This is a genomic window from Echinicola shivajiensis, assembly GCF_018642165.1.
Lineage (GTDB): Bacteria > Bacteroidota > Bacteroidia > Cytophagales > Cyclobacteriaceae > Echinicola > Echinicola shivajiensis.
In genome coordinates this window covers 1,074,405-1,097,210 of sequence record NZ_JAHHZM010000001.1, presented here as the reverse complement: position 1 = coordinate 1,097,210, position 22,806 = coordinate 1,074,405, and the positions used below count along the sequence as shown (strand labels likewise).

Below are 22,806 nucleotides of genomic sequence, written 5' to 3'. Positions count from 1 at the left end.
AAAATTAACTTACAATATAGGTGAAAAAATAAAAAAGCGGGAGGATGTCCCGCTTTTTATCTTATTGATTTTCCTGAGCTTCAGGAGTGAATGCCAGTGATTCGGCCTCATCAAATAATTTCAAACCCTGTTGGTAGATTTCATTGATGTCATTAATGACTTTATAAAAGGCATTGTCATCATAAATGTTTCTACCCATATGAGCTTTTAGTAGTGTCTTAAGGTACGATTTGGATTTGTTAAAGCTTTTCTCGTCAAATTCAAGCTTATTTCTTTCACCAATCGCAATCAACTGTTGGAGCATTTTATCACTCACTTCGAAGTTATTATAATAATCTTCAAAGCTCATGTCCTCAAATTTGTTCTTGTTTTTTTCTAAATAATCCAAAATGAATTCTCTATGGGAATCGGTACCAAATAACCTGTTAACATAAGCACTGGTCATCGAAGTGTCCATTGGGACAAAGTAATCTGGCATAATGCCTCCGCCACCATAGACCGTTCTGCCTTTGGTGGTTTGATATTTCAAGCTGTCATTAAATTCAATGCTGTCAGCACTGAAAAACTCACCATGCTCAAACCTGTTGATCCAATCCATGCTATACTCTTCAGAATTTTCACCATATGGTTTTTGGATAGATCTTCCAGAAGGAGTATAATATCTGGCTATGGTCAATCTAAGTTCGGCTCCATCAGCGAGGTCAATTGGCATTTGTACCAAGCCTTTACCAAATGATCTGCGTCCTACTATTAGACCTCTATCGTTGTCCTGCAAGGCACCGGCAACAATTTCAGATGCTGAGGCACTTCCTTCATTGATTAAAACAACTACCGATCCATCTTCAAATAAGCCTGGTCTCATGGCAAAAGCTTTTTGGTTATAACGGTTGACTTTGCCTTTTTGGGAAACAATCAGTGCATTGTCCGCTAAAATCTCATCAGCAACATTTATTGCAGCGCCCATATATCCTCCCGGATTGCCCTGAAGATCCAATACCAATTTGGACATGCCCTGCGCCTTAAGATCCATTAGTGATTCCTTGAACTCATCATATGTGGTAGCAGCAAAGCGGGTGATTTTTATATAGCCCACTTCATCATTGATCATATAAGAAGCATTGATGCTATATTGAGGAATTTTGTCCCTGGTTATGGCATAATCAATCAGGTCCTTATTGTTTTTTCTTTTGATGGCCACATTGACCACACTTCCCTTAGGCCCCCTTAAAAGATCAAAAACATCTCTATTGGTAACACCAGTTCCGGCAACCGTTTCGCCATCCACCTTGATGATCTGGTCACCAGACTGAATACCTAGTTTTTCCGAAGGCCCACCAGTAAGAGGGGCCACTACATAAATGGTATCCCTTAAAATGCCAAATTCTACTCCAATGCCGTCAAATTCTCCATCAAGTTGGGACTGAGCAAGCTCAGCATCCTTTGCTGGAATATAGCTGGAATGAGGGTCAAGCTCCTCCAGCATCTTTTCAATACCATGCTCTACCAATTGGGTAGTATTCACAGTATCCACATAATCTCTGTCTATATAAGTGATTATTTCCTGCAGCTTATAAAGGGCAGCTTTTAGATCGTTGCCATCTGATTGTGGCTCAGCAAAAGTCGCTCCTATCCATATGCCTGCAGAGATGGCCAATGCCAGTATTATGGGTAGTCTGATTTGTGCTTTGGTGTTTTTGGGGGTATTCACATTTGGACGTGAAGTATTGTTTTCTTCGCTCACGATAATCCTCAGTTTATAATTTTAATATGGTTCTGATTAAAGATAATCTTCAAATATACAATTTAACATGATTTTCCACTATTTCGTTTAACTAAACGTAATAAAATCAATTTAGGTAATTAAAACGCATCATTATTACCTGAAAAAATTTTACTTTTGTCGATACCATGCCTCATATTTCTCATATAAAGAAACGTTCCATAGAAGACTTAGTTCAAGAGAATTATGTCTTTGCAGGTGTGCTCCATTATTTTGGTATTAGTTTTTACGAATATGAGAAGCATTCTTTGGAAGATGTATGCCAGGCTTTTAAAATAAATCCCCGTCAGTTAATCAATGAACTGGAGGTTTGGGCTTGGAGAAAGGACCCCAGTCGTGAGGAGCTGTACCTGAGGCCTATTGAAGTTTTGGTTGAATATCTGAAAAACAAACACCATTATTTTTTAAGGCATGAACTTCCATTTCTATCCAATATTATAAGTGGCGTAAGCTTAAAAGGCAATTATGCTGAATTGCTTTCGGATTTGCGACTGATGTTCCCGCTATTTGTGGATGATTTTATTCACCATATTCATGAAGAGGAGAATACTTTATTCAATAGAATAAAGACCCTGCAGGAAGTGGAGAACAATCATTTCAGGTTAGAGGAGTCATTGAAGGTCCTAAATATGCCTTCCATAGCTGGACTAGCAGAAGAACACGAGGTCCACGATGATGAGATGCAGGGTATTCGGAAATTGACCAATGGCTATGAGCTTGAAAAAAATGCTCCTACTTCCATTAAGGTGCTTTATCATGAATTGCAAAATTTCGAAAAGGAGCTAATCATCCACGCAACAATAGAAAATGAATTATTATTTCCCAAAGCTGTTGAATTAGAGAAAGAGGTGAAAAGAAAAATAATCAAAAAAATAAAGTCGAACTAGATGGGAAGGGTATTAGCGATAGATTTGGGAACAAAAAGAACAGGAATAGCGGTTACAGACATACTGAAGATCACTGCCAACCCGTTGGAAACTATCAGGACCATGGATTTGGATAAATTCCTGAAGGATTATATACAAAAAGAGGATGTGGAGGCTATTGTTGTGGGATATCCCAAGTCAATGGACGGCAGCGATACCCAGATGACGCAACCCGCAATTAAATTGAAGGACAAATTGTCAAAGGCCTATCCCGACAAAAAAGTGGTTTTGGTCGATGAGCGATTTACCTCCAAGATGGCCATGCAAAGTATGATCGCTATGGGCAGCAAAAAGAAAGACAGAAAAGAAAAATCAGGCAACCTGGACAAAATCAGTGCTGCCATTATATTACAAACCTATTTAGATCAAATATGATATATCCGATTGTAGCTTACGGAAATCCGATATTAAAGAAAGAAGCAGAGGAAATTAACGAGGGAGAGGATATCAGCGGTCTGATCTCGGATATGTATGATACCATGGATCATGCCAGTGGAGTTGGATTGGCTGCACCACAAATCAATAAGGGTATTCGTCTTTTTGTTATTGACAGTACTTTAATGCTGGATGAGGAAAGCGAAGAAAAAGGGATAAGGAGAGCTTTCATCAATCCGATCATCTTGGATGAATATGGTGATGATTATGGCTTTGAGGAGGGCTGTTTAAGTATCCCTGATGTGAGGGCTGAAGTGATTCGTCCAGAAACTTTGACTATTGAGTATTTTGATGAAAACTGGAATCTGAAAGAGGAGGAGTTTTCTGGTATGACTGCAAGGGTAATCCAACATGAGTATGATCATTTGGAAGGAATACTTTTTGTGGATTATATCAAAGGCATCAAAAAGAGAATGGTCAAAAGTAAATTGATTGATGTCAGCAAAGGAAAGGTCCCTACCGATTATAGGATGATCTATCCAGTAAAATAGCGCTAATAAAATTTTTAAGTCCAAAGTTGACCAGGTTCATATCCGGTCAACTTTTTTGTTAAATAGGAATATTTATGGAAAACCTTAAAGTAGCACTAATACAAACTGATCTTTATTGGCAGGACAGAGAGGCCAATTTGGCCATGTTGGAAGAAAAAATCTGGCCTTTGAAGGGTAAGGTGGACTTGATCGTCTTGCCAGAAATGTTTCCTACTGGTTTTTCCATGGAAACGGAGAAATTGGCAGAGCCTATGAATTTTACTACTACCAAATGGATGAAGCAAATGGCTGCCCAAAGCAAAGCAGTTGTAACCGGTAGTTTGATTATTAAAGATGGCGAGAGGTATTTTAACAGGTTGCTATGGGTCACTCCTGAAGGAGAAATAGAGCATTATGATAAGCGTCATCTTTTCAGAATGGCCAAAGAGGATGATTATTTTAGCGCAGGGAGGGATAATGTTGCTTTTGAAGTAAAAGGATGGAATATACTGCCTCAGGTATGCTATGATTTACGTTTTCCTGTCTGGTCTAGAAACAATTCAGATGACGAGGGAAATACGGATTATGATGTAGCGCTTTATATCGCGTCCTGGCCTGAAGCAAGGGAAAGCGCATGGGATATTTTATTGAAAGCCAGGGCAATTGAAAATCTATGCTATTCCATTGGTGTGAATAGAGTAGGTGTGGATGGCAATGGTATTAGCTATTCTGGACATTCTGCTGCCTATGATTTTAAGGGCGGAACATTGGCCTTTTCAGAAAAGTCAGAGGAAGAGTTGATCATTGAGTTGGATGCTGAAAAACTTTTGGAGTATAGACAAAAATTTCCGGCCTGGAAGGATGCAGATCATTTTTATATTATATAAAAATATTGCTGCTCCGGATTTTTAATCCCGAGCAGCAATTATAGTCATACATTTTTATTGTACTATCAGTTTCTTGGTGACTCTTTCTCCTTTATTACTAATAAATTCCATGAGGTAAAGACCATTAGGGAAAGTGCTTAAATCAATGGTTAGAGTGGCGTTAGCTTCCACATCGAAACCCTCTTTTAAAACTTGCCCAATGGAATTGATCAACCTGGCTTTTCCTGCTTGACTGGCAATTAGCTTCACAGGTCCATTAACCGGATTGGGGTAGATTTTTACCAAGAGTTGGTCTTCCCCTGGAGGATTGGTGTCAGTGGAAATATCCTTTAGGAATTGTAATCCTCCAGCCCGATTTCCTAATAATAGATCAACTTTGTTTCCAAAAGTCTGAGGGATGGTGCTTATCCAAGTGTTGCGACTAAATTTGGTTTCCTGAAGGTTTCCATCAGGCATTTCCAATAATTGTGTATTTTGGGTACTGTTGAGATTTGGGAAATCTGGGGTAAAGGCCAAAACTCCACTTTGGTCTATAGAATAAAGGTCTAGTTGGCCATTGTTATTACTGACCTTTACGATCAAATTCCTACTTGCAGGACTGTCAGAAAAACCCAAATAATTGCTGTCCAACAATTCGAATTGGGGGGAGTCCTCAAATGTGACTTTGTAGCGTTGTAACTCTCCAGTTTGTTTGGCCAGTAACATATAATCCTCACTTTGGTATTGGTAAAATTCAAAATGGTCATTAGTACGAAGAGTGGTGTTGGGAATGTTGATTTCTTGTAGTTCCTGGATGTTTTGACTGTTTGAATAATATAGTTTTCTTACCAATAGGAAGTCGATGATTTTGGTTCCTGAAATAAAAAGATAATTATCCTGTCCAGTATTGGTATATTCCAAATACTGTAAATCATTTAATCCCAATTCCGATAAACCCAGATAATCGGTTTCAATTAATTCCAGTGCTTCATTTGACAAATCATAACGGAAAGCTTGTCCTGTCGCCTCACCATTCATGACGGTATTGGCAGTTAAGATAAGAGTTCCAGAACTGGCATTACCCTTAAAGAAAGGCCTGGTATTTTCTCCTAAATCCAACATGTCCTCCTGCAAAAAGGCTTTGCTGAAGGGGGCAAGGTTTTGGTCCAATAAATAGAGGCTTTGAGAGAAATCAATTCCTGCTGTTAAAGTAGTCTCGGAACTGTTGGTGCTGACCAAGAGTTGGTCTTCCAAAATTTGGGGTACGTGGAATAAAGGGAATTGGGGTAAGTCTCTTTTGCCGGGTAAATTGGTGCTGAAGCTATCGAAAATAGGGGCTGTATTGCTGCCCCTATTTTCCATATAGTATAGTGTGTTGCATTCATCCTGCCCCATCAAAAAATCCACGATGCCATCTCCATTGAAATCCTTCAATAGAATGGAATGCCCACCAGAGTGCTCAATGGCATTATTTTCATTGCTGGGGATTTTTCTGGAAATTGGGTCTCCATCACAGGTTTGTCCGAAGGCAAAACTGCCACATTCACAAAATTCAAAATTCCCCCATCGAATTTCTGGAGCGGCAAAGGCATCAATATCTCTGTTTCCTGTTCTTTCAACGCTAGTGTTTTTGTAATATTCCAAATAATCCCCTACGGCATAGTTAAATATTACAATGTCCAAATCCCCATCCCCATCCAAGTCTTGAATAGCAGGAATATCAAGGTTATTGGCTTGGAAATTGGAACCATTTTCTAGTTTTAGATAGGTTTCGGCCACTTCCCATTCAGGATTGGTTTGACCGGCTGTAGTGATGTTTTTGTAGGCTTTGATTCCAAAGGCAGTGCTGGTAAAAAGGTCCTTTTTTCCATCTCCGTCATAATCTGCCAAGACCATGAAGCCACTTATGTCCTGTGGAAAAAAATAAGGCATATAAGCAAGCTCTTTGTACTGTCCATTATAATTTTGAAATACCTTGATTGATCTGGAATTGATATCCCAAATGACCAGTTCCTCTTTCCCGTCCCCATTGGTGTCCATGCCCTGAACCTGGGCGGCATTGATCCCGCCTGCAAAAGGCATGGATAAATTTTCTCCATTTTGCTGGATGGGCATTTCTGAATATTGATATGCCTTTTGGGCATAACTTGAAAAGAAAACAAATATCAAAAAGAAGGGAAACAGGTATTTCATGTTTACAAAGATGAATAAACTTTATTTTTCATCTAAAATTAAACGAACAATCTTGCCCAAAGATGTGAGGGAATCATTTATTTTGAGAGAAAGTTTGACAGCTTTGTTTTTTGAGAGGCAGGCAGAAAGCTTTAAGACAGTTGAGAATCAAAAATTGTAATTTCATTTAATGGCAGCTATAACTTCACTTTACGAAATCTATAAACAATCCACCGGGGTATGTACCGATACGCGAAAGATAGGGGTTGGAAATCTGTTTTTTGCCTTGAAAGGGCCGAATTTCAATGCGAACAACTTAGCTTCTAAGGCATTGGAAGAAGGAGCCTTGGCCGTAGTGATTGATGAAGCTGAATATATAGTAGAGGGAGATGAACGCTATTTCTTGGTAGAAAATGTGCTTCAGGCCTTGCAGGAACTGGCCAATTATCATCGTAAACAATTGGATATTCCATTTCTGGCCATCACAGGTTCCAATGGTAAAACCACCACCAAGGAACTGGTCAATGCGGTGTTGAGCAAAAAGTATAAAACCTATGCCACTTTAGGGAACTTGAATAACCATATCGGTGTGCCATTGACCTTATTGGCCATGGATGAAAATACTGAGTTGGGAATAGTTGAAATGGGTGCCAATAAAATTGGGGATATAGCAGAGCTCTGCGAGATAGCAGAGCCTACCCATGGTTTGATCACCAATATTGGCCGAGCGCATTTAGAAGGTTTTGGGGGATTTGAGGGAGTATTAAGGACCAAAACAGAGTTGTATCAGTTTTTGATCAGTCATAAGGGGCAGATTTTTGTCAATAGTCAAAATCCAGTTTTGGCGAATATGATCAAGCGCATGGATCATCCAGTGACCTACCCAGCTAAAGGAGATGATTATCATTGTGAAATGGTGGAAGCCAATCCCTTTGTGAAATTCAGGACAGCTGATGGTGCCGAGTACCAAACGAAAATGTTGGGTGCGTATAATTTTGAAAATATAGCCACAGCATTAACGGTAGGGACTTACTTTGGTGTGGAGGAAAAGCAAGCTGTAACAGCGGTTAGTGAATATACTCCCGGAAATATGCGTTCACAGTTGATAGAAAAGAGAAGTAACCTCATTGTGTTGGATGCCTATAATGCCAATCCAAGCAGTATGGAACAGGCCATCAGGACTTTTGGTAAGATGACAGGCAAGCCACATAAAATGGTGATTTTAGGTGATATGTATGAACTGGGAGAAAGTGCAGCCGAAGAGCATCAAAAGCTTGGGGAGTGGGTAAGCGAATATGATATTGAAAAAATATGCTTTACCGGTGAACTGGTTCAAAATGCCTTATTGAAAGCTCCAAGGGCACTTTATTTTCCTGATCCATTTAGTTTAAGAAACTGGCTGTCCGACTCCCAGTTGGAAGACCACCTGATCCTGATCAAGGGCAGCAGGGGAATGAAGCTAGAGGGATTGGTGGAGTTTATTTAAGAGAAATGGATACAGCTGATATGTGTTTGCAGCGCGGACTTTTAGATATCTGCTTTTCCAATGTACTTCTTTTAATTACTCATTAAATGCTGTTTGTCGACCTCATCATGGTTATTAATTATCACCAAGTAACAATGCCCAAAATGAACCGAAAAAAAATATTGATTGGATTTTTTATCTGTATAATTTTAATTTCTAACTCATCTCTAAGCTTTGGCCAAGAGCTGGATAATGTGCCCAAAGCATTTGAGTCCCTAGGGCAGGAACCGGAAGTTATGATTTTTGAAAGTGATGTTGCTGTGCCAACTAAAGGAGGCCATTTGCAAGGGGTTCAATTAGTGCAAATTGCAGGGAAAGAAAAGCTGCTGGTTTCAGGCAGCTCCAGCCACCAATCCTATATCCTGCAGTTGGATATGGCTTCCAAAAAGGCAGATAAGTTAATACCCTTGATGGATGATCCATTCAGGCATGCTGGAGGAATTCAAGCTTCGGAGGATTATCTGATCGTGGGCATTGAGGATAATCATATCAGGACATCTGCAAAAGTTTGTTTGTATGATTTCCAAAAAGATAACCTTCTGACAGCTAGGCCAAATGTGATAGTCGCTAGAAAGGGAGAAGAAAAGCGACCTACTGCAGGTGCTACGGGCTTATTGGGAATGGGACAGGACGTTTTGATGGTGGTGGGTAACTGGGACGCACAGAATTGGGATTTTTATTGGCTGAAATCTGGGGAAAAGGAACCTTTCCTAATTTATAGTTTTGAGGCTCCTTCAGATTGGGCCAGCTATCAGTCCATCAACTTGCTAAAGGACAAGGAAGCCATTTATGCCATTGGCTTTTACCAAAAGGACGGTGTCGATTATGCGGATTTGATCTTGGTCAGTAAAGTCGAAGCTTTTGAGCCGATCATGAAGAAATTGAGCAATAAATCATTTCATTGCAAAGAAGGTGTTGATTTTTCAGGCGCTGCAGGACTTCAGGTGAATAAAGCTGGAAACTTGATTTTTTGGGGAACGCAGAAAAATGCTGGAGAGCAGATTATTGTTAATAGATTTATTGAAAAGTAGAGGGCCCTGTGGTAGTTCCAACCATTTAACAAACACTACCGAATGGCAATAAACGAAAACCTTTCCCCTTTCCTGTAATCTCCCGCTCTTTGTGGCAGCAGCAAAAAGCCATCAGTTTTGGCGAGGCTGAATAAATCACCGGAACCGTTATGATTTAGCGGGAATGCTTTTCCATTTTTAGGGTCAAGATTCACTGAGATAAATCTGGCCAAGTTGGGGTTACTCGGTATTTCTTCTCCCAGTTCCTTGGTTTCAAATGTCCAGCCATTTCCCAGGGATTTATAAAGCCACTGTTTGAAATAGAAGAGATGGTTGACATAGGTCGAAACAGGGTTGCCAGGGTAGGCAAATATTTTGGTGTTGAATGTCTCATGGTGCCCAAACCAAAAGGGCTTTCCCGGTCTTTGGGCGATACGATGAAATGATTTTTGCACCCCCAATTCTTCCATGATTTCGGGAATATGGTCAAACTTGCCCTTGGATACACCGCCACTCAAAAGCAAAATATCGAAATCCTTTACCAATGTGCTGAGCTTTTCCCTAAGGGCTTCTTTATCGTCACGGATATGGTGCATTTCAGCTTGAATGCCATCTTGATGAAGGGATGCCCAAAGAGAATATACATTGGATTTGCGAATTTGATGAGCCAGTGGGTTTTGGCCCACGTCGACTAGTTCATCACCTGTGGAGATGATGGCCGCTTTGGGAAGCTTGGCTACTTTTACTTTGGCTTGGCCAACTGTAGCCAATATGCCTATATCTCCTGTATTGATTTGTTTGCCCTTTTCAAGTACTTTTTGTCCCTTTATTGAATCGCTGCCTTGATAATGGATGAATCTTTTGGCCGCTTTTTCAATTTGAAGATATGCATGTCCATCTTTGATCTCTATTTCCTCATACGGAATTATAGTATTGGCATTGATGGGCAAAATAGCACCGGTCATCACTTCTAGACAATGTGAAGGATCTGCCAAGCTCATTTGTGGAACTCCAGCTGCTTGAATGCCCTGAATGGGATAACTAGGGTTTAAAGGATCCTGCAAATCTAGCAAATGAATGGCTATTCCATCCATCATCACTCTGTCAAAAGGCGGAGCATCACGGTCTGTGAAAATATCCTCAGCTAAAAATCGCCCTAAAGCCTTTGTTAATGGAACCTCTTCGGTTCCATAGGACTGATTTTGGCTAAGAACCAAGTCAAGGGCTTCTTGGATAGTGATCATGGTTATTATGAAATTCTTTTGAGCTTAAATTTTTTTCAGAAGGATATTATATCTTTCATAATTATATAGTCTTGATTGCAAATCAAGACTTGCGAAATTGTAGCTGGGAATTGCAAACTTCAATTCAGCCATTTTTTTCTTTTTACTTCCCTCCTCCGACTACTACCTTTGTGCTTCTCACAGCATTCATTCCTCCTTGAACATTGAAAATAGGAGCATTGGGGAAGATTTCTTTTAGCATCATAGCTGCCTGCTGGCTTCTTTTTCCAGATTGACAAATAAGGATAAGCTCCTTTTCTGATTTGAACTCTTCTTTTCTTTCATGAATTTCCTGCAGTGGAATATTGATCGCTTGGTCTAAATGGTCTTGTTCAAATTCAGTTTTGCTTCTTACATCCACCAATTGGAAGGAGTCTTTCTTACCTAACCTTTCTAATAAACCTTCGGGGCTTAATTCTGTATATCCTAGATCGACCGCACAAACAGCTTGGCCATAATCGGCTTTTAATTTGTCAATAGCCTTATTTTCTGGATTGCATGGGACGCCGATTTTCAAGTGGCTTTGTCCAAGGGTATCCACTATCATTAATTTACCTACCAATGGTTCACCAATCCCAGTGATGACCTTTATAGCTTCTAGAGCCTGGTATGTACCAATCAAACCTGGCAAAACTCCCAATACTCCATTTTCATCACAATTGGGAATCATTTGGTTTTGGCTGGATTCCGGGAATAGACAGCGGTAGGTAGGTCCATCCTTATAATTCAGCACCGATACTTGCCCCTCAAAATCATGGATGGCACCGTAAATAAAGGGCTTGTCCAAGATAATACAGGCGTCATTGACCAAATAGCGGGTGCCAAAATTGTCGGAAGCATCTACTATCAAATCAAATCCGGCAATGGTTTCCAGCGCATTCTCTGGATTAATATATTCCTTAAGGTTAATAAGCCTGGTGTCAGGATTTTGCTGGTGCAGCCAGGAAATAAGCGTGTCCGTTTTGGCCTTTCCAATGTCTTTTGGACAATACAGTGTTTGGCGGGCAAGGTTACTTTCCTCGATAAGGTCTTGGTCCATGATCCCAATTGTGCCAACTCCCATACCATTAAGGTATTGGGCGGCCGGTGTTCCAAGTCCTCCAGCTCCAATGATGAGAATTTTAGCATTGGCCAGTTTGTTCTGGGCTTCTTCTCCAAAACCTTTGAGTTTAATATGTTTTTGATAGCGATAAGCTGACATTACTTTTTTATTCTCGATTTGGCGAGTTCATAATCTTCCGGATAGTTGGCATTAAAAAGCTCAAGGTCTTTCTCTGGATAGATTAATGCTGTATCACTATTGATCAGGAATTTTCTAGGACAACTTTTTCCTGTTTCTCTAATGAATTTTTCTGCTTCTTTCAATCCCTCAGGTTCCCAAATGCCGATCAGCGGCTCAGGAAGCTGCGATTCATGGGTGGCATATACTGTAGCCATTCTTTTTGCTTGGCGCTGTTTGAGCAAAGCTCTCAACGTGCTTTCATGAATATGGGGCAAATCCACCGCAACTACCAGCCAGGCTTTGTCGGGGTGGGCATGGTGGGCAGAAAGTATCCCGTTGAGAGGTCCTTTGTATTGGTCCTCATCAAGGATGTAATTTAGGCCTGATTGAATAATGTTTTCTTGGTCAGCCCTACAACTGATAAAGGTTTTAGGGCAAAGTTCCCTTAGCGTATGGTATAGGTAGGTTCTATGGTTGGTTCTGTAATATTGCAATTCCCCCTTGTCTTGGCCCATTCTGCTACTTTTCCCTCCTGCCAATACCAGTCCGTAAAGGTTATCTGTTGAAATCATTTTTTCCTCCTTCTTTTGCCATTAATTTGGTTTCGCTGATGATAATGTCATGGCTAAGGGCTTTGCACATATCATAAATGGTCAAAGCCGCTACGCTGGCTGCTGTCAATGCTTCCATTTCCACACCGGTTTTTCCCTCGCATTTTACACTTGCATGAATGATCAACTGATTTTCCTCAGGAATAATATCGATATGGATTTTACTCAATGCCAATGGATGGCAAAGCGGAATCAAATCAGAAGTCTTCTTTGCTGCCATGGTCCCAGCTATGACGGCCGTTTGAATGATACTGCCCTTTTTGCCCAGAAAATTATCAGCGCTTAAACTGTTAAAAACTGTTTCTGGAAATTTAACGCTGGACTGAGCAGTGGCAGTGCGCTGGGTAATGGCTTTTTCTGATACATCCACCATCTTGGCATTGCCTTCCTTATCCACATGGGACAATTGGGTATTCTTATCTTTCATCCTCCGATTAATGTCATGGACTTTTTGGTAACGGATTGTTCTTCCGCTTCAAATCCATCCTTGTGACGGGTTTGTAAAGCGGTATGTATACTGAATTTCAATCCGCTGATATTTACATAATTTCTCAACAGTGATTTGAGGTCAATGGTTTCTGTTGCATACAGGCAGGTCTGCATTTCTCCCTTGGCAGAAACCCTCACTCGGTTACAGGTACCGCAAAAAGTTCTGGAATAGCTGGGGATAATGCCAAACGAGCCTTTTGCTCCTTTGATTTTATAGTTCAAGGAGGTGGAGCTAGGGGCAGCCGGTAATTTTTCCACTTGGCCAAAGTGGTTTTTAATATGTTCTATGATGGCAATATAGTCCCATTTCAAATTCTGTTTTCCTTTGGATTGGCCATTAAAAGGCATTTCTTCCAAAAACCTTACAGTTATGGAGTGTTCCTGGACAAAATTGATGAATGGAATAATGTCATCCGTGTTTTTGCCATCCATGATCACGCAGTTAAGCTTGACATTGAAACCTTCGTCCATCATATGAAGGATATTGCCCATGACGGTGTCATATTGGTCTCTCCTTGTAATATGGTTAAACCGGTCCTTGTCCAGACTATCAAAACTCACGTTAATGGTGGTGATACCCAATTCTTTCAGTTTGGATATATGAGGACCGATCAAAGTGGCATTGGTCGTAATCGAAATCTCGTCCAGTCCTTGGATTCGGCTGAGCCTTTCTAAAAAATCCATTAGGCCTTTGCGGACAAAGGGTTCACCACCAGTGATCCTGATTTTATTTATCCCCATATCTACAAAAGCTTCTGCCATGAGGAACATTTCCTCCCAGCTGAGCAATTCATGTTTGTGGGCAAACTGAACGCCTTCTTCGGGCATACAATATTGACAGCGCAGATTACAGTTATCTGTGACTGAAAGTCTCAGGTAATTGATTTGTCTTCCGTGATTGTCAATAATCGTTGGCATAAATATTTTTTATAGATTGGCTAAAGAATCTTCTAAATTTGAAAACCTTCTTGAATATTGGTTTGGATAGCATTTAAACGTGTTTCCACTATCGGACTTTTTATCCACCACTTACTGGTGGAATCAATGCAACCTCATCGTGCTTATTGATCACAGTTTCCTCACTTGCATAAAAAAGATTGACTGATATGGCTAGAGAGGGGAGATTGATCAAATCAGGATACTTTTGGTAAAGCAAGTTTTTAAAGTCCTTTACTTTTACGAAAGTTTCTTCCATTGGGAAATCTATCATGGCTGCTCCAGTGATGTCCTTGGCGACTCCAAATGCATGTATTTTCATAAGTGGTTTAATTTCTTCATTCTAATATGTTTCAGTCCTTATTAATTAAGTGCTGATCATTTCAAGCAAGGTACTAAATAATTTTATAAATACGTAAAATTACGTATAAAATTAAGTAGACATGGTGCTTGACTAATGAAGTTATGGGTAAGGTAATAAGAATAGTAGGAACAACCAATAGCTCTTTATTCCAATGGTATCTTAGGCACTTTCTATATGTTGTTTCAGTCCTGGTTCCTCTTCTAATTTCTTGAGCAGTTCTACCACATTGCTCACTTTAAGCTTTTTCATGATATTGAATCGATGGGTTTCTATCGTTCTGATGCTTTTGCCCAATTGTTCTGCTATTTCCTTATTTCCGATTCCATCTGATATCATTTTTAGGATTTGTTTTTCCCGCTTTGTGATATCATAGGTGTTCGTTGGAACAATATTTTTGGTGACTTTTCTGTCTTTTACATTAAGGTAGCTTTTGACCAGTACTTGGCTGATATCTCCACTGAAATATTGACCTCCTTGGAAAATGGTTCTAATGGCTTTCATAAATTCATCCTTGCTGGTGTCTTTAAGCAAGTAGCCAGAAGCTCCACATTCTATGGATTGAAGGATATAATCTTCATCGTCATGCATGGAAAGGATAAGCACCTTGGTAGGGTCTTTTAATTGGTTCAGTTTTTTGGTAGCATCCAAGCCGTTCATTACTGGCATTCTAATGTCAATGATGAGTAGGTCTGGGGTGACTTCTTTGACTAACTGAATGGCCTCTTCCCCATTGGCGGCTTCCCCGATTACTTCCACTTCACCTTCATTTTCCAGTAGGTTTTTGATGCCACTTCTAACTACTACGTGGTCGTCTGCCAATACTACTTTTATTTTTTCCATCCTTTCTTAATTTTCTTATTAATCCAAAGGTACATTGATACTTATTTTCGTCCCTTTTCCCTTTTCGGAAAAGATAGTGCACTGCCCGTTGATAAAATTAGCCCTTTCTCTGATATTGAACAGACCATGTCCTGATGCTGAGAAATGACCTTTTTCTTCTAGTTTTTTCATGTCAAAGCCCTTGCCATCGTCACTGATTTCCAAATTTAAATACAGGGAATTATGGGAAAGGGTGATTTTGACCTCCGAGGCTTCTGCATATTTTATGGCATTGTTGACTGCTTCCTGACAAATCCTATAAAGATTGTTTTCAACTTTTCCCTCCAAGCGAGTAAGAAAACCTGTTTGGTTTTCAAAGCTTACCTGTAGGTCTGAAAGTTTGGATATTTCCCTACAGAACTTGTTCAGTACCGGTACAATGCCATAATCTGAAAGGGCACTGGGAGTAAGGTTGAAAGAAATTCTTCTCACTTCCTTAATGACGTTTTTCAGGAGATCCTTACTTATTTTCAGCTTGTTTCTTTCTAGGTCTGTATTCACAGAATGAATGCCTTCAAGGTTGAATTTCATGGCAGACAATAGCTGTCCTATGCCATCGTGCATGTCCCTGGAAATGCGTTTTCTTTCTTCTTCTTGTCCTTCAAGGATCAATGCTGAGCGGAACTGTTGTTCCTTTACCTTTTTCTCGATTCTCTCCCTATTGATTTCTTGGGAAATGGCTTCCGCTTCTTTCTTTTCCGTTTCATCGGTGGCAATGATCATTAGGGTTTCCAATTCTCCGCTGTCACCCATAGTTGGCGTGATGTTTACCTTCAACCAAACGAAGTCCCCCATTTCATTGGTAACCTTGATTTCTCCAGACCAAGTTTTTCCATAAGGCATCATGTCTTGGATTTTTCTTAGGTAGGTACCTTCATAGCCCTGGTCTTGTAGCCAGTTAAACAGATTTTTTGGAGGGTTTTGATCAAATTCCATCAAACGGGAGAATTTGTCGGAAAAGTAGGTGAAGTCGCCATTGGCCTTGCACTTGGCAAAAATGGTGAAATCCTCGACATCCACATCTACCTCCAATAGGTCTTGATAAGCCTGCTCCAGAGAACTGTATAGGGAGCTGAGCTCCAATGTCATTTTCTTGGACTTCTGTTCTGACTGAAGGAGCTTTTTAAAGGTTTTTTTGATGGTTTTTGCTGATGGTATGAAGATGAAGAATATTTCAAACATGATAACACCCAAAGAAATTACCAATAGGAATATTTCTACTCCCTGTAAATTGGTTACCTTGGTCTTGGCTTCATTGTCATATTGGTATACAATCATATCCATGCCTTTTAGGAATGAAGCTTCATGGTTGATGATTTGATAAATGTCCTTTTTGATACTGTCAGTGGGCAGTTGAATGTTTTTATCCAGCTTTTCACTGATGTTTTCAGCCGCCCTAACAATCGTGAGGTGATCCTTTTCTATATTTTCGAATAGGGACTGAACAGTTTTGCTGTTTTTGCCAATGATATTAAGATTCCCATTTCCGTTTTTTAATCCAAGATGAGTCTCTTTCCAGTCATTTAGGGCTAAGTTAAACTCCTTCAGGTATTTGTCCCTTTGGTCAGATTGTGTGGAGTCGCCAAGAAGTAGGGCGCATTTGCTGATTTTTTGACTTAGCATCCTTTGCCTTCCAGAAAGGTTAATTACACGTGAATCGTTTTTTTGTTCACTGATAAACTTCTGAACCAGGATTTGGCTGAGTATGATACTGGTGGCAATGGCACACAGGGCTACTAAGTAATAGCGTACCAGTTTTTCGTATTTTGGTTTTTCAGACAAAGGAAATAGTTGATCTTAATTTTTTATCCAATATTAAAATTACGTAATAACACTTAAAAAACTAAAGATTAATTATTTTCTTTCCCTAGATTAATAAGTAAATTTCCGGATAGGCTATTGATCTTAATTTCCTGATCTAGATTTTTAGTATACCTAATATGGTGTAGTTCTAGTTTGTATTTTCCTTTTTTGCTATTGATCATCAGGTGGTTGGGGGAGATGATGGTTTCTTCTTCACTTCCTGAAAGTGATTGTGTTTCTTCAATTATAGGGGAAAGAAATAGATTGATTTGTTCTTGACCATCTTGAATTAGAATACCTTTTTGATCCTTGGAAATGGATATTTCATATTTTTGGCCCCCTGCATAAATAGTTGTGCTGTCTTTTTGGTTCAAGTGGAAAGGACTTAGGTAGTCAAAGCCGGTTGTTTGGGTGCTGTGCGTATTTAATTTTGCACGAATGATATGTTGCTTTTGATAGGATATATTGGAAAAGTCCAGTCCCATGGTCTCCAAATAAAGCCTTGACTGGTCAAAATATCGGGGACTTTCTGGGGATTTTTTGATGGCAATCATTATTTCGTGCAAATCCTGCGTAAACCAAGGGTCAATTTTTTCCAATCCGTGATGATCTGAAAGGTAGCTTACAATTGATCTTACTTCTTCTTTTTGTGCGGAGTCCAAGGATAGTTTTATGGATTGACCCTTCATAGGTTGTAGTTCAGGTAACTGGCTTTTGTCCCACTGGTATTCTTGAACCAGTTTTTGGTCTTTTAGAGCATTAGATGCTGTTAAAATAGTTTTCAACCTGTTGAACTGACTGTTTTCACTAATAGAGAAAATACCCCAAGGCCCAAAGGAGGCCAGTAATAAAAGTAAGGTAAGAGAAGAGGGGATGATTTTGATGTTTTGATAGCCTAAGATAAAGTAAAAGCAGGTAAAGGTCAGCCAAACTCCTAATAAGACAATCAAATAGCGGTTTATGGTAATGCCATACTCACTTATTCTGATTCCAATGGCTAAAAATAGAACGACTACTAAAGGCAGTAATAGATAATAGTAATATTTAGAAAAAATTACTATCCATGCCTCTTCCTTATCATTTCTGTATGGATATAATAGGAGCAAGGCCAAAACTCCTAGTGTTGAAACTGAAATGATCAAGTAGGTGACTACCCCTTGAGGCCAGTCCCAATTGATGATGATCTTGATACAATAACCATAAAGTATCAATAAGTAAAGGGCTAGCAGTGGGAGAAGAATAAATTGGCTGAAGATTTTCAATTCCCTTGGGAAAGTGTTTTCCAGTTCTATTTCTTTAAAATCTTCTGGAATACCTGAAATGAAAAACCAGGTATTGAAGACTCCAATGACAAAAATGAATACCTGCAAAAAGATTTCACCCTCAAATTCAATGTTAAAAAGCAAGTTGAGAGCCATCATGGCCAAGACTATCCCAATATAAATGACCATTGAAAATAGCAGCCCTGTGACCAGGCGCAGAAAAAGGATCTTATTGTAGTTCCAAAAGTCCAGTGTCTGACTGCTTTTTATATAAGGCATAAATGCCACCATGAGATGGGAACACAGGCTGAAAATTGCAAAGCGGTAATAGGGTAAGGCAGTGTTTTGACTGTTTAGACCATTAGGTAGAGTGAAATAAATGGCAACCAGAGCAGCCAGACCTATGAGTTCCAAAATCAATTTTTGACTTTTGGAAAAATCATTTTTTTCTGCGTAGATAATAATGCCGAAAAACAGGGATATTCCCAATGCAGCTACCAGCATACCATTTACAAAAGGAAAAAGGTTTTTGGAGGAGGACTCAAACTCAACGCTGTAGTTGGCAAAAGATACTGCCAGGATTGGGGAAATAATTACCCAAGGAAATCTATTAAATGATTTTTGTGCTTGGTCGCGCAGGTATCTTACCGAAAGTAGTCTCATAGTTCAAATATGGCAAGTGCTTTGAACTATAATTTACATTAAATAAACTAAAAAAGCAGGGTTTAAAAATCAAACCCTGCTTAGTTGCGAAAAATAGGTCTACTACTAATTGATTATCTACCAATCTGTCTTTAGGTTTTGGTGGACTTACCTATGCTTTCATTTTTTTTATTCCTCAAAGCCTACAAATACATATCCATCTTCAATCTTAATGGGGTAGGTAGCTATGTCGCAGGTGTCACCGTTAAGGTTCTTGCCTGATTTTAAAGAGAAGGTTTTCTTGTGAAATGGGCACGCTACTTTTGGTTCGCCTTCAAATGATCCAATCATTCCCCTCGACAAAATCATCTGCATTTTATGTGGACAAAGATTTTGACAGGCATACCATTCGCTCCTTCTGGTAAAGTTAAAAATGGCAATTTGAAGATCTTTGTATTTGATACATGCTCCACCATCTTCTGGGAAACGGTCCACAGGAGCGGCTTTGTACCAATGCGTGACTTTGGAAGTGTCGGCTGTTTTATATTTTTCCAATTCTGAAATCATCATGTCTTTGTTTAGTGTTAAGGGATCAAGGGACTATTCATTTGAATTACCAAGGAGTTGGGATTTTTTGTCCCCTCATATCCTGGAATTCAATGTTTGGATCTTCTTCCTCTGCATTAAGGAAATGCTTGAATTTGGCTCTTAAATGAGGGTTGTTGACCACTTCTTTCCATTCGCAGGCATAGGTGTTGATCATGAACTGCATTTCTCTTTCCAGTTCCTCTCCGATTCCCAAACTGTCATTGACCACTACATCTCGAACATATTCCAGTCCGCCTTCCAATTTGTTCAACCAAGTGGCAGTCCTGGTTAAGGGCTCAGCCGTACGGATATAGAACATCAGGAACCTGTCAATGAACTTTAGGCAAGTTTCAGTGTCTACATCATTGATCAATAGCTGGGCGTGTTGAGGTTTTGATCCCCCGTTGCCGCAGATATAAAGGTTCCAACCTTTTTCAGTGGCTATAATACCAAAGTCTTTGCTCTGGGCTTCTGCACATTCCCTGATACAGCCAGAAACAGCACCTTTGAGTTTATGAGGTGAACGCAGCCCTCGATATCTTTCTTCTACCTGGATGGCAAATGAAACAGAATCCTGTACTCCATATCGGCACCAGATGCTCCCAACACAGCTTTTGACTGTTCTTAAGGATTTGCCGTAAGCATGACCGCTTTCAAATCCAGCGTTGATCAATTCTTCCCAAATGTCAGGTAACTGATCCACTCGTGCTCCAAATAAATCGATTCTTTGACCTCCGGTGATTTTGGTATAAAGGCCATACTTTTTGGCAACTTCCCCGATTACAATAAGTTTTTCCGGGGTGATTTCCCCTCCCGGGATTCTTGGTACCACTGAATAGGTTCCGCCTCGCTGTATATTGGCAAGGAATCTGTCGTTCGTGTCTTGAATGGTATCTTGCTTAGTGATCAACTCATTCCAGGTGCTGGCCAAAATGGAGGCCACTGCTGGTTTACAAACCTCACAGCCATCACCTTGTCCGAATTGATTTAGAAGTTCATTATAGGTTTTGATTTTTTTTACTTTAACCAAGTCAAGCAGCTCCTGTCGGGAATAATCAAAATGTTCGCAAAGCACATTTTTTACCGATTTGCCCATGGCTTTTAGCTGGTGTTTCAACAAGTCATTGACCATTGGCATACAGCCTCCGCAGCCAGTTCCTGCTTTCGTGCAGGATTTGATTTCCTCAATTTTGGTAATGCCGTCATTTTCAACTAAGCTGCATATGTTTCCTTTGCTAACATTTTCACAGGAACAAATTTGTGCTTCATCAGGAAGGCTTTCCACTCCAGCGCCTACTGCTTCTTTGCCTCCTCTGGCTCCTAAAATCAAGTCCTCTGGCTCAGGAGGTAAAGGCATTTTGTTTTGGCACATCTGCAATAGCATATTGTAAGCTGAGGCATCACCAACCAAAATCCCTCCTAATAGACGTTTGCCATCTATGGAAACATTAATTCTTTTATATATTCCGCTGTTTTTATTCTCATAAAAAATTGGCTTGGAAGGCTCAAAATCTCCAAATGGATCTCCAAAGCTGCCTACATCCACACCTATCAGTTTCAATTTGGTAGACATATCAAAGCCCATAAAAGGTTTGACTTCTTCATTGACCAATTGGTTGACTACTTGGCTGGCCATTTCATAACCAGGAGCTACCAGACCATAAACCATGTTTTTGTAGGAAGCGACTTCCCCAATGGCAAAAATATTTTCGTCTTCAGTTTGCAAGAACTCGTTGACGATGACGCCTCCACGAGGAGCTGTGGGGAGACCGCAATCTATCGCTAGTTCATCCCTTGGTTTGATTCCTGCTGAGATGATCAACATTTCTACTGGTAATTCACTGTCATCGGAAAATTTCATGGATTCGAGCTTACCATTACCTCTGATCTTTTTGGTATTTTTGTTGAGGTGAATCTTTATGCCTAGCTCTTCTAGTTTTGATTGTAAGGTAGCTGATCCCGCTTCATCGAGCTGTCTGGGCATTAGCCTAGGAGCAAACTCTATGACATGGGCTTTGAGCCCCATATCGATGACCGCTTTTGCTGCTTCTAATCCTAATAATCCACCACCTATAACTGCTGCGGTTTTTACTTTTTTGGAATATTCAATGATGGCATCTAAATCCTCTAAAGTACGGTAGACGAAGACGCCTTTTTTGTCCACTCCATCGATAGGTGGAACAAATGCCCCAGAACCCGTGGCCAATATCAGTTTGTCATAGGAATAATCATGTCCAGAATGTGAAATGATTTTTTTCTGCTCTCTATCTATTTTTACAATCATTTCATTGGTGTGAAGGGTGATATTGTTGTCTTCATACCAAGATCTAGGTGCCATAATCAGGTCATCAGCGGTGGATCCCGAGAAGTATTCACTTAGATGGACCCTGTCATAGGCTGGCCAAGGTTCTTCCCCGAATACGGTGATTTCAAAATCCTTTGCGGTTTCTTGTGCACAAAGTTTTTCACAAAACTTATAGCCGACCATTCCATTTCCGATTACTGCTATCTTTGTCATACGATTATTGGTTTATAGGTTTGGCTGATTTCTAAGTAATTTGACTGATTATTAGATTTATTACGGAGGCTAAGTTATGAATTAAATTTATTAATACGTAAAAATACGTATAAAAATACTTAATTTTGTTTCAGTAACTAAGTAGAAACAAGTATGAAAGGAATAAATAAGAAGTTATCGATAGTGGGAGCTGGTCCTGGTGATCCAGAGCTGATTACCTTAAAGGCCATAAAAGTGCTCAAAACAGCGGATGTGATTTTATATGATGCACTTGCCAATGAGGATTTTTTGGCTTACGCACCTGAATCAGCTATTAAGATCTTTGTGGGCAAAAGGGCCGGTATGCATTCAAGGCAGCAAAGAGAGATTAACAAGATGATTGTCAATTATGCGCAGAACTGTGGACATGTGGTAAGATTGAAAGGTGGTGATCCATATGTTTTTGGCCGGGGACATGAGGAATTGGAATATGCAGTGCAATTTGGTATTCCTACAGAATATGTGCCCGGCATAAGTAGTGCCATGTCTGTGCCAGGACTTTCGGGGATACCTTTGACAAAAAGAGGAGTAAACGAAAGTTTTTGGGTGGTGACAGGAACTTTGAAGGATCACTCTACGGCGCAGGATCTGAAGTTTGCTGCCCAATCTTCCGCCACTGTAATTATATTGATGGGAGTAAAAAAGTTGCCTGAAATTGTGAATTTGTTTATGCAATACCGTGGAGGGAAGGAAGCCATAGCTATGATTCAAAATGGTAGTAAGCCTGATGAGCGATTTATCTCAGCTGAGCTTGAGAACATTATGGAGATCCAAGAAAAAGAGCAGCTGAAAGCCCCGTCGATTATTGTAATCGGTCAGGTGGTCAAGGAAAGAGGTAAATCTTTGAGTGCCTTTTTGGAGGGGCAAGGATTAAAGATGAGGTAATAGAAGTTAGGCTGGTATTTGAAAAAAGACAGGCGCCTTCAATTTTAAAACTCCTCCTTTTTGATTTTCAGGATTCCTTGCTCCATTCTTAATACATTGTG

At 39.9% G+C, this 22,806-nt stretch carries 20 protein-coding genes; 7 read left to right on the top strand and 13 right to left on the bottom strand.

Going from position 1 to position 22,806, the window contains the following annotated elements; all coding sequences use genetic code 11:
- Positions 1-61 precede the first annotated feature (61 nt).
- The gene (locus KMW37_RS04225) at positions 62-1,708 is read right to left on the bottom strand and encodes a S41 family peptidase (protein WP_215223437.1); all 1,647 of its coding nucleotides are present in this window, start codon (positions 1,706-1,708) and stop codon (positions 62-64) included.
- A 200-nt stretch (positions 1,709-1,908) separates the two neighbouring features.
- On the opposite strand from KMW37_RS04225, the gene KMW37_RS04220 reads away from it, so the two are divergent.
- From KMW37_RS04220 to KMW37_RS04205, 4 genes are all read left to right on the top strand, one after another.
- Entirely contained in the window at positions 1,909-2,667 is a 759-nt protein-coding gene (locus tag KMW37_RS04220; RefSeq protein ID WP_215223321.1) for a hemerythrin domain-containing protein, read from the top strand.
- Positions 2,668-3,081, top strand: coding sequence for a Holliday junction resolvase RuvX (gene ruvX, locus KMW37_RS04215; protein ID WP_215223320.1), 414 nt, complete (start codon positions 2,668-2,670; stop codon positions 3,079-3,081).
- Positions 3,078-3,632, top strand: coding sequence for a peptide deformylase (gene def / locus KMW37_RS04210; protein ID WP_186757635.1), 555 nt, complete (start codon positions 3,078-3,080; stop codon positions 3,630-3,632). The genes ruvX and def overlap by 4 nt, the downstream gene beginning before the upstream one ends.
- Positions 3,633-3,706: 74 nt before the next feature.
- A complete protein-coding gene (locus KMW37_RS04205; protein ID WP_215223319.1) occupies positions 3,707-4,498 on the top strand; it encodes an amidohydrolase in 792 nt (263 codons plus the stop codon).
- A gap of 54 nt (positions 4,499-4,552) precedes the next feature.
- On the opposite strand, the gene KMW37_RS04200 is transcribed toward KMW37_RS04205, so the two are convergent.
- Positions 4,553-6,670 carry an FG-GAP-like repeat-containing protein gene (locus KMW37_RS04200; protein ID WP_215223318.1) on the bottom strand — a complete coding sequence of 706 codons (2,118 nt, stop codon included), beginning with the start codon at positions 6,668-6,670 and terminating at the stop codon, positions 4,553-4,555.
- Between the two features lie 169 nt (positions 6,671-6,839).
- On the opposite strand from KMW37_RS04200, the gene KMW37_RS04195 reads away from it, so the two are divergent.
- Complete coding sequence (locus KMW37_RS04195; protein WP_215223317.1) at positions 6,840-8,135, top strand: UDP-N-acetylmuramoyl-tripeptide--D-alanyl-D-alanine ligase; 1,296 nt, start codon at positions 6,840-6,842, stop codon at positions 8,133-8,135.
- A 143-nt stretch (positions 8,136-8,278) separates the two neighbouring features.
- On the top strand, positions 8,279-9,205 hold the full coding sequence (locus tag KMW37_RS04190; protein ID WP_215223316.1) for a hypothetical protein: 927 nt from the start codon (positions 8,279-8,281) through the stop codon (positions 9,203-9,205).
- A 35-nt stretch (positions 9,206-9,240) separates the two neighbouring features.
- On the opposite strand, the gene KMW37_RS04185 is transcribed toward KMW37_RS04190, so the two are convergent.
- The 11 genes from KMW37_RS04185 to nirB all read right to left on the bottom strand — a co-directional run bounded on the left by KMW37_RS04185 (position 9,241) and on the right by nirB (position 21,781).
- A complete protein-coding gene (locus KMW37_RS04185; RefSeq protein ID WP_215223315.1) occupies positions 9,241-10,428 on the bottom strand; it encodes a molybdopterin molybdotransferase MoeA in 1,188 nt (395 codons plus the stop codon).
- 142 nt (positions 10,429-10,570) lie between these two features.
- Complete coding sequence (locus KMW37_RS04180; protein WP_215223314.1) at positions 10,571-11,668, bottom strand: HesA/MoeB/ThiF family protein; 1,098 nt, start codon at positions 11,666-11,668, stop codon at positions 10,571-10,573.
- A complete protein-coding gene (gene mobA / locus KMW37_RS04175) occupies positions 11,668-12,261 on the bottom strand; it encodes a molybdenum cofactor guanylyltransferase (RefSeq protein ID WP_215223313.1) in 594 nt (197 codons plus the stop codon). Before mobA ends, KMW37_RS04180 begins: the two co-directional genes overlap by 1 nt.
- Complete coding sequence (gene moaC, locus KMW37_RS04170; protein ID WP_215223312.1) at positions 12,245-12,727, bottom strand: cyclic pyranopterin monophosphate synthase MoaC; 483 nt, start codon at positions 12,725-12,727, stop codon at positions 12,245-12,247. Before moaC ends, mobA begins: the two co-directional genes overlap by 17 nt.
- On the bottom strand, positions 12,724-13,707 hold the full coding sequence (gene moaA / locus KMW37_RS04165; RefSeq protein WP_215223311.1) for a GTP 3',8-cyclase MoaA: 984 nt from the start codon (positions 13,705-13,707) through the stop codon (positions 12,724-12,726). The genes moaC and moaA overlap by 4 nt, the downstream gene beginning before the upstream one ends.
- Before the next feature lie 100 nt (positions 13,708-13,807).
- Positions 13,808-14,047 (bottom strand): MoaD/ThiS family protein, encoded by a 240-nt coding sequence (locus tag KMW37_RS04160; RefSeq protein ID WP_215223310.1) that lies wholly within the window; start codon positions 14,045-14,047, stop codon positions 13,808-13,810.
- 201 nt (positions 14,048-14,248) lie between these two features.
- Positions 14,249-14,929 (bottom strand): response regulator transcription factor, encoded by a 681-nt coding sequence (locus tag KMW37_RS04155; protein WP_215223309.1) that lies wholly within the window; start codon positions 14,927-14,929, stop codon positions 14,249-14,251.
- A gap of 18 nt (positions 14,930-14,947) precedes the next feature.
- Positions 14,948-16,750, bottom strand: a complete 1,803-nt coding sequence (locus KMW37_RS04150; RefSeq protein WP_215223308.1) for a sensor histidine kinase — start codon at positions 16,748-16,750, stop codon at positions 14,948-14,950.
- A 68-nt stretch (positions 16,751-16,818) separates the two neighbouring features.
- Positions 16,819-18,696: a DUF4153 domain-containing protein gene (locus KMW37_RS04145; RefSeq protein ID WP_215223307.1), complete on the bottom strand. Its 1,878-nt coding sequence runs from the start codon at positions 18,694-18,696 to the stop codon at positions 16,819-16,821.
- Positions 18,697-18,864: 168 nt separating this feature from the next.
- Entirely contained in the window at positions 18,865-19,242 is a 378-nt protein-coding gene (nirD, locus tag KMW37_RS04140) for a nitrite reductase small subunit NirD (RefSeq protein ID WP_215223436.1), read from the bottom strand.
- 46 nt (positions 19,243-19,288) lie between these two features.
- Positions 19,289-21,781, bottom strand: coding sequence for a nitrite reductase large subunit NirB (gene nirB / locus KMW37_RS04135; protein ID WP_215223306.1), 2,493 nt, complete (start codon positions 21,779-21,781; stop codon positions 19,289-19,291).
- Positions 21,782-21,934: 153 nt separating this feature from the next.
- On the opposite strand from nirB, the gene cobA reads away from it, so the two are divergent.
- Entirely contained in the window at positions 21,935-22,705 is a 771-nt protein-coding gene (gene cobA, locus KMW37_RS04130) for a uroporphyrinogen-III C-methyltransferase (protein ID WP_215223305.1), read from the top strand.
- The last annotated feature ends 101 nt before the right edge of the window (positions 22,706-22,806 follow it).